Origin of the sequence: Micromonospora sp. NPDC092111 (assembly GCF_044755745.1) — a bacterium.
GTDB lineage: Bacteria > Actinomycetota > Actinomycetes > Mycobacteriales > Micromonosporaceae > Micromonospora.
In genome coordinates this window covers 36,645-49,859 of record NZ_JBIVRQ010000017.1, presented here as the reverse complement: position 1 = coordinate 49,859, position 13,215 = coordinate 36,645, and the positions used below count along the sequence as shown (strand labels likewise).

At 71.3% G+C, this 13,215-nt stretch carries 12 protein-coding genes; 2 read left to right on the top strand and 10 right to left on the bottom strand.

The window, feature by feature from the left end; genetic code table 11:
- Window positions 1-144 precede the first annotated feature (144 nt).
- From ACIQG9_RS25485 to ACIQG9_RS25465, 5 genes are read right to left on the bottom strand one after another with little or no spacing between them, the layout of a single operon-like run.
- Window positions 145-1,065, bottom strand: coding sequence for a carbohydrate ABC transporter permease (locus ACIQG9_RS25485; protein WP_400407035.1), 921 nt, complete (start codon window positions 1,063-1,065; stop codon window positions 145-147).
- 1 nt (window position 1,066) lies between these two features.
- Complete coding sequence (locus tag ACIQG9_RS25480; protein ID WP_400407032.1) at window positions 1,067-1,975, bottom strand: carbohydrate ABC transporter permease; 909 nt, start codon at window positions 1,973-1,975, stop codon at window positions 1,067-1,069.
- Window positions 1,976-1,995: 20 nt separating this feature from the next.
- Window positions 1,996-3,432 (bottom strand): N-acetylglucosamine/diacetylchitobiose ABC transporter substrate-binding protein, encoded by a 1,437-nt coding sequence (gene ngcE, locus ACIQG9_RS25475; RefSeq protein ID WP_400407029.1) that lies wholly within the window; start codon window positions 3,430-3,432, stop codon window positions 1,996-1,998.
- 25 nt (window positions 3,433-3,457) lie between these two features.
- Window positions 3,458-4,207 (bottom strand): sugar isomerase domain-containing protein, encoded by a 750-nt coding sequence (locus ACIQG9_RS25470; RefSeq protein ID WP_400407026.1) that lies wholly within the window; start codon window positions 4,205-4,207, stop codon window positions 3,458-3,460.
- On the bottom strand, window positions 4,204-5,151 hold the full coding sequence (locus tag ACIQG9_RS25465) for a MurR/RpiR family transcriptional regulator (RefSeq protein WP_400407024.1): 948 nt from the start codon (window positions 5,149-5,151) through the stop codon (window positions 4,204-4,206). The genes ACIQG9_RS25470 and ACIQG9_RS25465 overlap by 4 nt, the downstream gene beginning before the upstream one ends.
- A gap of 198 nt (window positions 5,152-5,349) precedes the next feature.
- Between ACIQG9_RS25465 and ACIQG9_RS25460 the strand changes: the two genes are divergently transcribed.
- A complete protein-coding gene (locus tag ACIQG9_RS25460) occupies window positions 5,350-6,336 on the top strand; it encodes an N-acetylglucosamine kinase (RefSeq protein WP_400407022.1) in 987 nt (328 codons plus the stop codon).
- 17 nt (window positions 6,337-6,353) lie between these two features.
- Here the strand turns inward: ACIQG9_RS25460 and ACIQG9_RS25455 are convergent, their stop codons facing one another.
- From ACIQG9_RS25455 to ngcE (ACIQG9_RS25445), 3 genes are all read right to left on the bottom strand, one after another.
- A complete protein-coding gene (locus tag ACIQG9_RS25455) occupies window positions 6,354-7,259 on the bottom strand; it encodes a carbohydrate ABC transporter permease (protein ID WP_400407019.1) in 906 nt (301 codons plus the stop codon).
- On the bottom strand, window positions 7,256-8,164 hold the full coding sequence (locus ACIQG9_RS25450; RefSeq protein ID WP_400407016.1) for a carbohydrate ABC transporter permease: 909 nt from the start codon (window positions 8,162-8,164) through the stop codon (window positions 7,256-7,258). Before ACIQG9_RS25450 ends, ACIQG9_RS25455 begins: the two co-directional genes overlap by 4 nt.
- Window positions 8,165-8,235: 71 nt before the next feature.
- The gene (gene ngcE / locus ACIQG9_RS25445; protein WP_400407013.1) at window positions 8,236-9,651 is read right to left on the bottom strand and encodes an N-acetylglucosamine/diacetylchitobiose ABC transporter substrate-binding protein; all 1,416 of its coding nucleotides are present in this window, start codon (window positions 9,649-9,651) and stop codon (window positions 8,236-8,238) included.
- A 190-nt stretch (window positions 9,652-9,841) separates the two neighbouring features.
- Between ngcE (ACIQG9_RS25445) and ACIQG9_RS25440 the strand changes: the two genes are divergently transcribed.
- A complete protein-coding gene (locus ACIQG9_RS25440; RefSeq protein WP_400407009.1) occupies window positions 9,842-10,150 on the top strand; it encodes a hypothetical protein in 309 nt (102 codons plus the stop codon).
- Here the strand turns inward: ACIQG9_RS25440 and ACIQG9_RS25435 are convergent.
- Window positions 10,122-11,624, bottom strand: coding sequence for a CoA-acylating methylmalonate-semialdehyde dehydrogenase (locus tag ACIQG9_RS25435; RefSeq protein ID WP_400407153.1), 1,503 nt, complete (start codon window positions 11,622-11,624; stop codon window positions 10,122-10,124). The two genes, ACIQG9_RS25440 and ACIQG9_RS25435, sit on opposite strands and share 29 nt — an antisense overlap.
- Window positions 11,625-11,677: 53 nt before the next feature.
- Window positions 11,678-12,985, bottom strand: a complete 1,308-nt coding sequence (locus ACIQG9_RS25430) for an aspartate aminotransferase family protein (RefSeq protein WP_400407006.1) — start codon at window positions 12,983-12,985, stop codon at window positions 11,678-11,680.
- Window positions 12,986-13,215: the final 230 nt, after the last annotated feature.

Below are 13,215 nucleotides of genomic sequence, written 5' to 3'. Positions count from 1 at the left end.
CGCCCGCCCCCCCCCCCCCCCCCCCCCCCCCCCCCCCCCCCCCCCCCCCCCCCCGCATCCGCCCCCCCCCCCGCCACCCCCCGGGGGGTCCCCCCCGGGGGGGGGGGGGGGCCCGCCCCCCCCCCCCCCCGACGGTCGACCGGGTTACTTCACCGCGCCGGAGGTCAGGCCGGACTGGATCTGGCGCTGGAAGACGGCGTACACGATGATCATCGGGAGGATGGCGATGGTCAGGGCGGCGAACAGGCCGGACCAGTCGGCCTCGTAACCGGCGTTGACCGAGATGTCGGCGATGCCCTGGGTGAGCACCCACTTGTCCTTGGCGTTGGAGAGCAGCACCAGCGGTAGCTGGTACTGCGCCCACTGCCCGATGATGTTGAAGATCGCCACACTGATCAGACCCGGCTTGGCCATCGGCAGCATCACCCGGAAGAACAGCCGGGTGTGCGAGCAGCCGTCGATCATGCCGGCCTCGGCCACCGAGTTCGGCAGCGTCCGGAAGAACGCGGCCAGGAAGAAGATGGTGAACGGCAGCGAGTACGCCATGTACACCAGGATCACGCCGGTGTGGGTGTCCAGCAGCCCCAGGTTCTTCACCACGAAGAACAGCGGCACCAGGGCCAGGAAGACGGGGAAGGCCAACCCCGAGACGAACAGGTAGTAGATCGCCCGGTTGCCCCGGAACTTGTACCGGGCCAGCACGTACGCCGCCATCGAGCCGAACAGCATGGTGCCGAACGTGCTGCACGAGACCACGAAGACGCTGTTGAGGAAGTACCGGCCCACGTGCGCCTTGGTCCAGGCCCGGCCGAAGTTCTCCCAGCGCAGCTCCGCCGGGAGCGTCCACGGGCTGCTGAAGATCTCGCTGGTGTTCTTGAACGCGGCCAGGAAGGTCCAGAGGATCGGCACGATGACGATCACCGCCCAGACGGCGAGCGCCACCTGACCGAGACCGCTGAACAGCCGTACCTCACGGTGCTCGCCCCGACGCCGGCCGGCGGGGGTCGGGGGCCGGCCCGGCGGGGTGGCCGCCGAGCCCGGCGGCAGCGTCGTCTGCGACTTCATCTCAGTACTCCACGCTTTCCCGCTTGGTCAACCGCAGCGTCAACGCCGCGAACGTGATGGTGAGGAAGAACAGCGCCACGCCCATCGCCGAGGCGTAGCCGTACTTCGAGTAGACGAAGGCGTTGCGGTAGATCTCCACCGCCAGCACCGTGGTGGCGCCGTCCGGGCCGCCGCCGTCCACCGAGAGCACCGAGACGATGGCGAACGCGTCGAACGCGGCGATGCCGAGGTAGACCCAGGCCACCTGGAGGGTGTCCCAGAGCAGCGGCAGGGTGACCCGGAAGAAGAGGGTCACCTTGCTCGCCCCGTCCATCTCGGCCGCCTCGTAGATCTCGCCCGGGATGGAGGCCATCCCGGCCGAGAAGAGCACCACGTAGAAGCCGACGGCCTGCCAGACCAGCACCGCGATGATCGACCAGAGGGCCAGGTTGGGCCGGATCAGGAAGAGCACCGGGTCCAGGCCGATCTTCATCAGCACGCCGTTGATCAGGCCGGACTCGTTCGGCCGGTACACCATCTGGAACAGCACCGCGATGATGGCCACCGCCAGGACCTGGGGGAAGAAGAACACCACCCGGTAGAACTTCGCCCCCCGGACCCCCTGCCGCTGGCCACCCACGCTCCGGCCGCCCACGTTGAGCAGGAAGGCGAAGAAGAGCGCGATGGCGATGGTGATCAGCGGCAGGGCAAGCAGCAGTACGCCGTGGTGCTGGACCGCCTGCCAGAAGCGCCCGTCGTCGAGCAGCCGCCGGTAGTTGTCGAGGCCCACCCACTGCGGGGCGGACAGCCCCCGCCAGTTGGTCATCGAAATCTGGAACGCCTGCGCGTACGGTGCGATGACGAAGACCACGTACAGCGTGACCGGGACGAAGAGGAACCCGATCACGAACGGATACTTGCCGTGCCGCATGATCCCGCTACTCCGATCGGTCAGCGCTTGAACTTGGCGACGGAGCTGTCCTTCTTGATCGCGTCGGCCCGCTTCTGGATCCGCTCCACGAAGGCGTCCGCCTTGATCCGGCCGAACATCAGCTCGTTGGTGGCGGTCCGCGCCTCCGTGTCGATCTCCTTGTACCAGCCGTCGAAGTACAGGTTGAACACGTCCTGGCCGGCGGCCTTGAGGGCGGCCTGCGAGCTGGCCACACCGGGCGGGAAGGCGAAGCCCTCGCTGCCGGCGGTGACCACCGTCGGGGCCTTGACCACCTCGGTGAAGCCCTTCGCACCGGCCACCGACAGCATCTGACGCATGTACTCCAGGCCGCCGCGCGGGTTCTTGCTCTTGGCCGAGACGAAGTAGCCCTCACCGGCGGTGGCCCGCACCGCGGTGCCCGGCAGCTTGTCCGAGGCGGACAGGCTCGGCACCGGCATGAGCTGGTAGTCGAAGCCGGCCGGGGTGTCCTTCTTCTGCTCGCCCTCCAGCCAGTCACCGCTGGGGTAGAGGGCCAGCTTGTACTGGTTCTGCCGGAGCTGCACGTCGGTGTGCTTGAGCCCCTCGAAGCTCTTGTCGACGTACTTGGCGCCGATCTCGGCCCACGCCTCGGCGGCCTGCTTGACGGCGTCCTGCTGCCAGGCGCCGTCCTCCAGGTTGTCGATGTTCTTGAGCACGTCGGTGCCGCCGATCTTCGCGGCGTGGGTGAGGATCACGTTCCACTGGTAGTAGGCCGCGTTCGCCCCGGCGTAGCCGTACGGGGTGATGCCCTTGGCCTTGATCTGGTCGAGCAGGGTGGTGAACTCCGACCAGGTCTTCGCCGGTGCCCAGCCGTTGTCCTTGAACAGCTTGCCGGAGTACCAGATGCCGAAGACGGTGGAGACGTAGTACAGCACGAAGGGCTTGCCGTTGAACGAGCCGGCCTCGACCGTGCCGGGGACGACGGTGTCGCGGACCTTCTTGGCCGGGTCGTCGACCGACGGGGCGTCCCACAGCTCGGTGAGGTCCATCAACTGGCCGTCGGCGACCAGCGAGCCGAAGTCGATCAGCTTCTCGCCCGAGTTGTTGACGAACTCCGGCGGGTTGCCCGAGGCGAACCGGGGCTGGAGCACGGTGGAGACCGCCTGGGTGGCCTGGTGCTTGATCTCCGCCTTGGGGAACGCCTTCTTGTACAGCGGCTCGTGCACGTCGGTGGCGTACTTCTCGCCGTAGCCGCCGTTGAAGATGACCACCTCCAGCGGGGCGTCGTCCTTGACACCGAGCGGGTTGGCCGCGCTCTTGGTGCCCTCCTCCGCCTTGCTGCCGCCCTCGTCGGAGCCGCTGGTGGCGCAGGCGCCGAGCAGGCTGACCACCGGCGTGGCGAGCAGGCCCGCCGCGGCCGTGCGGCCCAGCAGGGTACGCCGGCTCAGCTCGACCGGGTTCTCGGGGGTATTCGACATCGTCGTCTCTCCTTGTGTGTTCGGGTCAGGCGGTTCGCCGGAGGCGCCCGGCGTACCGCGACTCGAGGGCGAGGTTGTGCTCGTCCCCACCGGGGACGTTGGCGGAGAGGTAGATAGGGGGTACCTCCCCGGCCTGGTGGAACCGTCGTACGACCTCTGCGGTCAGGAGCTGCGCCAGGAGCGCGGCGGTGACCGAGGAGACCGCACAGACCGCGCCGCCGCCCTCGAGCGGCAGCAGTGCGTCGCCGTACGGCGCGCCGTTGTCCAGCACGACGTCGGCGAGTTCGGCGAGGCGGTGCCCGGACGGGTGCCGAGGGGCGACCCGGGCGGTGTGCGCCACCGAGGTGACCGCGATCAGCGGGTGGCCGCGCTCCTTGACCAGCAGCGCCAGCTCGACCACCGAGCCGTTGATGCCGGACTGGGAGGCGACCAGGAAGACGTCGGCCGGCTGCGGCCCGGCCAGCGGGTAGAGCTGGTGGGCGATGGCCGGGTCGCGTTCCAGCTTGGGGTCGGTGAGCACGTCCGGCGGCGCGTCGCCGTGCACCACCAGGTCGTGCAGGGAGATCCGGTTGGCCGGGACCAGCCCGCCGGCCCGGGCCACCAGCTCGGCGGCGAACGCCTCGGAGTGGCCGGCCCCGAACGCCTGGAGCACGCCGCCGGCGCGCAGGCTGGCGGCGATCAGGTCGGCGGCCCGGCCGATCGCCTCGGCCTGGGACTCGACCAGCCGGTCGAGGACGGGACGGACGGCCCGGGCGTACCCCTGGGCACTGATCATGACGCGGCTCCCTTCGCGGCCTTGTGCCCGTCGACGGCCTGGGCGGTACGCCGGAAGGCCGCGTGGGCGCGGTCGTGGGTGCGCTGCGCCACGGCGATGTAGAGCAGGTCGAGCACGACGAGCTGGGGGTGCCGGGCGGACAGCGCGTCCGGGCGGAAGGTGGTGGCCTGGCTGGCGGTGAGCAGGACGATGTCGGCCAGCTCGGCCAGCGGCGAACGGGGAAAGCCGGTCAGCGCCACGGTGGTGGCCCCCCGGCTGCCGGCCTCGGCCAGCATCTCGATGGTCTCCCGGGTCTGCCCGGTGTGCGAGATGCCGAGCGCGACGTCCCCGGTGCCGAGCAGCGCGGCGCTGGCCAGCCCCTCGTGCACGTCGCTCCAGGCCCATGCGGCCACGCCGATGCGGTGCAGGCTGAACTGCATCTCCTCGCCGACCAGCGCGCTGCCGCTGGCGCCGAAGATGTTGACCCGGGCGGCGCCGGCGATGGCGACCGCGGCCCGTTCCACCTCGGTCAGGTCGAGCAGGGCGGCGGTGTCGTGCATGGCCCGGGTGTCGGCGGCCATGATCTGGTCGAGGACCCGTTCCAGCGGGTCGCCGGGCTGGATCTCCCGGCCGATGTCGACGGTCCAGCCGGCCGAGCGGGCCCGGCCGGTCTCGGAGGCGATACCGAGCCGCAGGTCGGCGTAGCCGTCGAAGCCCATCGCCCGGCAGAACCGGGTGATGGTGGCCGGCGAGGTGCCGCTGCGTTCGGCCAGCTCCACTATGGTCGCCCGGGCCGCCGCCTCCGGGTCGCTGAGCACATGCTCGGCGACCCGGCGCAACGCCCCCGTCAGCTCCCCGGTGCCGGCCCGGACCCTGGCCAGCACCCCGTCCGCGCCCCGCCGGTCGACCGGTTCGGCGTCGACCACCGCGGTCCCCGCGGCGGTGTCCACCTCATGCTCGGCCATCGGAACGCCTTTCGAAAAGAGTGTTAACTGTTAGTGGTAAAAGTTCTTACTGAAGGCCCCTTCGTGTCAAGACCGTGGGCGAAGTTTTCAAACTGTTACCTGCCGCACCACCCCTGCACCGGCCGCCGGCCTTGCCCGTCGGCACCGGGCCCACCAGCATGAACACCACCGCACACACCCTCCGGGAGGCCCGTGAGCATGTCCGACACCGTCGTGGTCGGTCTCGACGTCGGGGGTACGTCCACCCGGGCGACCGCCCTCACCCTCACCGGCGAACGCCTCGGCACCGGCCGGGGCGGCGGCGGCAACCCCACCAGCCACGGGGCCGAACGGGCCGCCACCGAACTACGCACCGCGCTGCGCGGGGCGCTACGCGACGTCGACCCGGCCCGGGTCCGCGCCGGCACCATCGGGCTGGCCGGGGCCGCCCGGCTGCTCGCCGACCCGGCCGGCCGCACCGCCTTCGACCGGGCCTGGGCCGACGCGGGCCTGCGCTGCCCGTACGCCGTGCACGGCGACGCCCTCGTCGCGTACGCCTCGGGCACCGCCGCCGAGGACGGCACCGTGCTGATCGCCGGCACCGGGGCGATCGCGGCGCGGGTTCACGACCTGCGGCTGGACCGGGTCGCCGACGGGCACGGCTGGCTGCTCGGCGACGCCGGATCGGGATTCTGGCTGGGCCGCGAGGCGGTTCGCACGCTGCTCGCCGACCTGGACACCGCCGCCGCGCCCGGCCCGCTCGGCCGGCGACTGCTCGCCGAACTGCTCGGCTCGGCCGAGGTGGCACCCCGCCCCCGGGACACGGTGGACGCCCTGGTCCAGGCGGTCACCCGCCGCCCGCCGGTCGAGCTGGCCCGGTTGGCGCCGATGGTGGTGACCGCCGCCGTCGAGGGCGAACCGGTGGCCACCGCCCTGATCGCGGAGGCCGCCGCGCACCTCGTGGCCAGCGCGTCCCGGATCCGGCCGGCCGGAGCGTCCGCACCGCTGGTGCTCGGCGGCGGGCTGCTCACCGGCGACACCCCGCTGGCCCGGGCGGTCCGCGCCGAGGCGGTCCGGCGCTGGCCCGACGCCCCGGTCCGGTCGGCCGGGGACGGCGCGGCGGGGGCCGCCTGGCTCGCCGCCCGTGACCTGCCCGAGGTCACCGACCCGGTCGCCCTGCACGCGCTGCTCGTCCCGCTCGCCTGATCGTTGTCGGACAACGGCTACTTGAGTTGACCGGCGGTGAGACCGGCCTGGACCTGCCGCTGGAAGGCCACGTACACGGCGAGCACCGGCAGCACCGCGATGCTCAGCCCGGCGAAGAGCCGGGCGTAGTCGCCGGCGTACCCCTGGCTGACCGAGAGGGCGAAGAGGCCCTGGGCGAGCATCCACTTCGACTCGTCGCCCTGCATCAGCACCTGGGGCAGCAGGAACTGGTTCCAGTGACTGAGGAAGTTGAAGATCCCGACGCTGATCAGTCCTGGCCGGGCCATCGGCAGCATCACCCGGAAGAAGAGCCGGAAGTGACCGCAGCCGTCGACCAGCGCCGCCTCGGCAACCGAGGTGGGCAGGGTACGGAAGAACGCGGTCAGGAAGAACACCGTGAACGGCAGCGAGTAGGCCGCGTAGACCAGGATCAGGCCGGTCCAGGTGCCGAACAGGCCGGCGTTGCGGACCACGAAGAACAGCGGCACCAGGGCGAGGAAGACCGGGAACATCAGGCCGCCGACGAAGAGGTAGTAGACGATCTGCCGGCCCCGGAACTCGTACCGGGCGAAGACGTACGCGGCGGTGGCACCCATCAGCATGGTCAACGAGACCGAGCCGGCCACCACCACCAGGCTGTTGAGGAAGTACCGGCCGATGTGCGCCCCGGTCCAGGCGCGGGCCCAGTTGTCCCAGCGCAGCGTCTCCGGCAGGCCCCACGGGTCGGCCAGGATCTCGCCGTTGCTCTTGAACGAGCTGAGGAACATCCAGAGCAGCGGCAGCACGGTCAGCGCGGCCCAGAACAGCAGGAACCCGTGCGAGAGGACGTTCGCCACGCCCCGTTCCCGGCGGACCGGGCGGTCGGCGGCGCGGGCCGTCGTGGTGGCGCACGGCCGTGCGGTGGGGTCGTCGACGGTGGTCACGAGTACTCGATCCGATCACGCTTGCCGGCCCGAAGCGACAGCACGGCCACCGACAGGGTCAGGAAGAACATCACCACGCCGATCGCCGAGGCGTAGCCGAACTTGGTCTCGCTGCCGAACGCGGTGTCGTACATCCGTACGCCGATCACGTCGGTGGAGAAGTTGGGGCCGCCGTTGGTCATGAGCTGCACCAGGATGAACCCGTCGAGGGCGAAGATGGCCAGGTAGACCCAGGCCACCTGGACGGTGTCCCAGAGCAGCGGCAGGGTGACCCGGCGCAGCGTGGTCAGCCGGGACGCGCCGTCGAGCAGGACCGCCTCGTAGATCTCCTTCGGCACCGCCGACATGGCCGCGCCGAAGAGCACCACGTAGAAACCGACGTTGCTCCAGACCATCACCGCGAGCACGCACCAGAAGGCGGTGCGCGGGTCGCCGAGCCAGGTGGGTGAGGCCAGCCCCACCGCGTGCAGCGCGCTGGTGAGCAGCCCCTTGTTCGGGTGGTAGACCTCCTTCCATAGCAGCGCGATGATGACCACCGAGAGCACCTGCGGGAAGAAGTAGACCGTCCGGTAGAGCGCGCTGCCGCGTACCCCGGTCACCCCGGCCCGGCCCCTGCGCCCACCCATGTTGAGCATGGTGGCGAAGAACAGCCCGATGGCGATGGTCAGCACCGGTACCAGCGCCAGCAGGACCGCGTTGTTCTTCAGCGCGTTCCAGACGTAGTCGTCGTGCCACAGCGCCCGGAAGTTGGCCAGCCCCACCTGGTTGGCGTCGGCGGAGTAGCCGAGCCAGTCGGTGGTGGAGATCTGGAACGCCTGCAGGTACGGCGAGACGACGAAGACGACGTAGAGCAGCACCGGCGGCACCAGGAAGGTGACGATCAGCGGGTACTTGCCATGTCTCACGTGGGGACCTACCTCCCGGTGGCGGCCGGTGCGGGCGGGGTGTCAGGCGGCCCACCCCCACCGGCCGGGTGTCACGCGGCGCGCTTGTACTTCTTGACCGAGCTGTCCCGGGCGATCGAGTCGGCGCCCTGCTGGCACTGGTCGAGGAGTTCCGCCGGGGTGGACCGGCCGCTGAAGAACTCGCCGCAGGCGGCGTCGACGAGGTTGCGCTCCAGCTTGCGGTAGTAGTTGTTGTAGACCCAGTTGAAGCCGTTGGACCCGGACGCCTCCAGCGCCCTGACCACGGTGGTCAGCCCGTACGGCAACTCGACGCCGTCGGTGGCGCCGGCGACCACGGTCAGGCTGGAGACCTTCCGGGTGAAGTCCTGCGCGCCCTTCTTCGACAGCATGGTCCGGAAGTACTCCAGGCCACCGGCGAGGTTCTTCGCCTTGGCGGGCACCATGAACGGCTCGCCGGCCGTGCCGCGGACCGCCTCGAACGGCAGCTTGTCGCCGCTGCCCAGGCTCGGGGTGGGCGCCACGGTCATGTTGAAGCCGGCCGGGGTGACGGCGGACTGCTCGCTCTCCAGCCAGGATCCGCAGGAGATGAAGGCGGCCTTGCCCTGGCACCAGGCGGTCTGCGACTGCTTGTGGTCCAGGCCGGGCGAGCCGTCCATGATGTACCTGTCCTTGACGATCTGGTACCAGGCGTCGGCGGCGGTCCGCATCGCGTCGGACTTCCAGGCGTTGGGCTCCAGGTTGTCGATGGCGGTGGCGACCGACGGCCCGCCGAACTTGATCGCGGTGGAGATCAGCGGCCAGCTCATGTAGCGGGGGTGCAGGCCGGCGTAGGTCCACGGGGCGATGCCGGCGGCCTTGATCTGCTTGCAGAGCGCGATGTGCTCGTCCCAGGTCCTCGCGTACTGCCAGCCCCGGTCGGCGAAGAGCTTGCTGGAGTGCCAGATGCCGTACACGGTGTAGGTGTAGTTCATCACCAGGAACCTGCCGTCGTACGAGCCGACCTCGACCGCGCCGGGCAGCAGGGTGTCCCGGACGGTCTTGCCGGGGGCGTCGAGGCTCGGCGCGGCGAGCAGGTCGCCGAGGTCGGCGAGGGCGTTCTGGGAGACCAGCCCGTTGAAGTCGATCTGGCCGGCGCCGGAGTTGTTGACCACGTCGGGCGGGCTGCCGTCGACGAAGCGCGGCTGGAGGGTCTTGCTGATCTCCTGGGTGGCGGAGTGCCTGATCTCCGCCTTGGGGTACCTCTCCCGGTACATGGCCTCGTGGGCCTTGGCGTACTCCTCGCCGAAGCCACCGTTGAAGATGACCACCTCCAGCGGCGCGTCCTCCTTGACGCCCAGCGGGTTCTGTTCGCTCTTGGTGCCCTGGTAGCTGCCGCCCTCGACCTTGTCGCCGCCACCGCCGGTGGCGCAGCCGGCGAGCAGGCCGGCGGCGGGGGTGGCCAGCAGGCCGGCGGTGGCGGTACGCCGGAGCATGTCGCGCCTGTTCATCAGCTCTCCTCGGGTCGGGTCGGGCGGGCGCCGGTGGGGGGCGGGGGCGTCCGCCGCGCGAGGCACGTTGATTGTCTTCAGTTCACATGTTGTTACTGAAGAATTTCTACGGCAGCGGCGGACGGACTTCAAGACCCGACGGTCGAACCGTTATCACCACCGGCCGGCTCCGGCCGGCACAGCCTGGCCCATGCGCCGCCTGCGGGCGCTCGCCGAACACACCCCGGCCGGCCGGGAACGGTACGTCGACCTGCTCCGCGCGCTGGCGATCAGCATGGTCGTTCTCGGTCACGCGAAGGTGACCGGGATCGGCCGGGACGCCGCCGGCCGACCCACCGACCACTGCACGCCCGCCGACCTGCCCGGGGCGTACCCGCTGACCTGGCTGGCCCAGGTCAGGCCGGAACCGCTCGGCACGCCCGTCCCGGCACTGGTGGCGTACCTGGCCGGGGCGGGCGTGCTGCGGCCGCTCAGGTCTGGGTGGGGAAGCCGAGGTTGACCCCGCCGTGGCGCGGGTCGAGCCAGCGGCTGGTGACCACCTTGCCCCGGGTGAAGAAGCGCACCCCGTCCTCGCCGTGCGCGTGCAGGTCGCCGAAGAGCGACGACTTCCAGCCGCCGAACGAGTAGTACGCCATCGGCACCGGGATCGGCACGTTGATCCCCACCATGCCGACCTCCACCTCGTGCTGGAAGCGCCGGGCCGCACCGCCGTCGTTGGTGAAGATCGCCGTGCCGTTGCCGTACGGGTTGGCGTTGACCAGCTCGACCGCCTCGTCGTACGAGCCGACCCGGAGGACGCCGAGCACCGGACCGAAGATCTCGTCGGTGTAGATCGACATGTCGGGCGTGACGTGGTCGAACAGGGTCGGGCCGAGCCAGTGGCCGCCCGGCTCGCCGTCCGGGCTGACCGTCCGCCCGTCAACCACCGCGACCGCGCCGGCGGCCACCCCGGCGGCCACGTACGACCGGACCCGCTCGGCGTGCCCGGCGGTGACCAGCGGACCCATGTCGCAGCCCCGCCGGCCGTCGCCGGTGCGCAGCCCGGCCACCCGTTCGGCGATCTTCGCGACCAGGGCGTCGGCGACCGGCTCCACCACGACCAGCGCGGAGATCGCCATGCACCGCTCCCCCGCCGAGCCGAACCCGGCGTTGACCGCCGCGTCGGCGGCCAGGTCCAGGTCGGCGTCGGGGAGCACCACCATGTGGTTCTTCGCCCCGCCCAGCGCCTGCACCCGCTTGCCGGCCATCGACCCGCGCTGGTGCACGTACCGGGCGACCGGGGTGGAGCCGACGAACGAGACCGCCCTCACCCCCGGGTGGTCCAGCAGCGCGTCGACCGCCTCCTTGTCGCCGTTGACCACGTTCAGCACCCCGTCGGGCAGGCCGGCCTCGGCGAACCACTCGGCCAGCAGCAGCGCCGCGCTCGGGTCCTTCTCACTCGGTTTGAGCACCACCGCGTTGCCGCAGGCGACCGCGACCGGCACGAACCACAGCGGCACCATCACCGGGAAGTTGAACGGCGAGATCACCGCCACCACCCCGAGCGGCTGCCGCAGGCTGTACGAGTCGACCTCGGTGGAGACGTTCTCGCTGAACCCGCCGCGCAGCGCCGACGGGATGCCGCAGGCGTACTCGATCACCTCCAGGCCGCGCTGCACCTCACCGGCGGCGTCGGCGAGCACCTTGCCGTGCTCGGCGGTGATCACCTCGGCGAGCCGGTCGCGGCGGGCGTGGACCAGCTCGCGGAACGCGAAGAGCACCGCCGTCCGCCGGGCCAGGCTCGCGTCGCGCCAGCTCCGCGCCGCCCGCTCGGCCGCCGCCACCGCGACCGCGACGTCCGCGGCCGAGGCCAGCGCCACCAGCCCGGTACGCCGGCCGGTGGCCGGGTCGAAGACGTCCCCGCGCCGCCCGGAGCCACCGGCGGTGGGCCTACCGTCGACGAAGTGCCCGATCAGGGTCCCGTCGCCGGCCACACCCACCGGAGCCTCCCCGGTCGGCGCCGGCGGACCCGGCTCACTCCCCGCGCTCACCGGGCCGCCTCCGCCGCGACGGCGCAGCGGATCGCGTCGACCAGGATCGCCAGCCCCTCGCGGGCCTCCTCCTCGGTCAGGGTCAGCGGCGGCCCCATCCGCACCACGTTGCCGTACAGGCCGCCCTTGCCGACCAGCAGGCCGCCGGCCCGGCACGCCTCGAAGACCCGGCTGGTCAGCACCGGGTCGGGTTCGGTGGTGCCGGGTCGGACGAACTCGACGGCGAGCATCAGCCCCTTGCCGCGCAGTTCGGCGACACCGTCCAGGTCGGCCACCCCGGCGCGCAGCCCGTCGGCGAGGATCGCGCCGACCCGGGCCGCGTTGGCCTGGAGGTCGTGGTCGCGCAGGTAGTCCAGGACGGCGTTGCCGGCGGCGGTGGAGACCGGGTTGCCGCCGAAGGTGGAGAAGCTGATCGCCGGCACCGACTCCAGCACCTCGGCCCGGCCGACCACCCCGGCCAGGGCGAAGCCGTTGCCGACGCCCTTGGCGAAGGTGAGCAGGTCCGGGGTGACCCCGTGCGCCTGGTAGCCCCAGAAGTGCTCGCCGGTACGCCCCCAGCCGGTCTGCACCTCGTCGGAGATGAGCAGGATGCCGTGTTCGTCGAGGACCTTCTTCCAGGCGGCGAGGAGCCCGTCCGGCGGGGCGACGAAGCCGCCGACGCCCTGGATCGGCTCGGCGATCAGGCAGGCCACCTGCCCGCTGGTCTGGGTGTCCAGGACCTCACGCAGGTCCTCGACGGCGGCGTCGATCCGGTCCGCCTCGGGCAGCCGGGCGAGCAGTCCGCGCAGCCGTTCGCCGGAGTGCAGCCAGGCCACCTGGAGCGGGTTCAGCGCGCTGGCCGTCCAGTTCCGGTTGCCGGTGACGCCCATCGCCGCGTACGACCGGCCGTGGTAGCTGTTGCGCACGGCGAGGATCTGGTGCGAGCGGCGGTGGTTGGTGGCCACCAGCAGCGCCGCCTCGTTCGCCTCGGTGCCGGAGTTGGTGAAGAAGACCCGGGCATCCGGGATGCCGGAGAGCCGGGCCACCTTCTCGGCCAGCTCGACCTGCTGGCGGATCAGGTAGAGCGTGGAGGTGTGCACGACGCCGGTGCGGAGCTGACGCTCGACCGCCTCGCGGATCTCCGGGATGTCGTAGCCGATCATGTTGGTCAGTACGCCGCCGAAGAAGTCCAGGTAGCTGCGGCCCTGGGCGTCGGTCACCCGGCGACCGGACCCGGCGACCAGCTCGATCGGCTCGGCGTAGTAGAGCGGCATCCAGGACGGGAGCACGGCCCGGTGACGGGCCAGCAGGTCGTCGGAGGTCATCGTCGCACCCTTCAGCGGCGGCGGTTTCGCGGTCCTCGCACGCTCTCACCGCCGTCCGGCAGGGACAACTGTCACTGTGTAGCGCAGCGACGGCCCCCGCCTGACAGCACGTCAACTGTGACGCCACGGTTTCCGGGGCGAAGCGTGATCTGCGCTTACCTTTCCGTCGGTCGGCCCGCTGGTCAACCACTCGATCCGCAATCGAACCGGGTGACCGCCGGGCCCGGGTG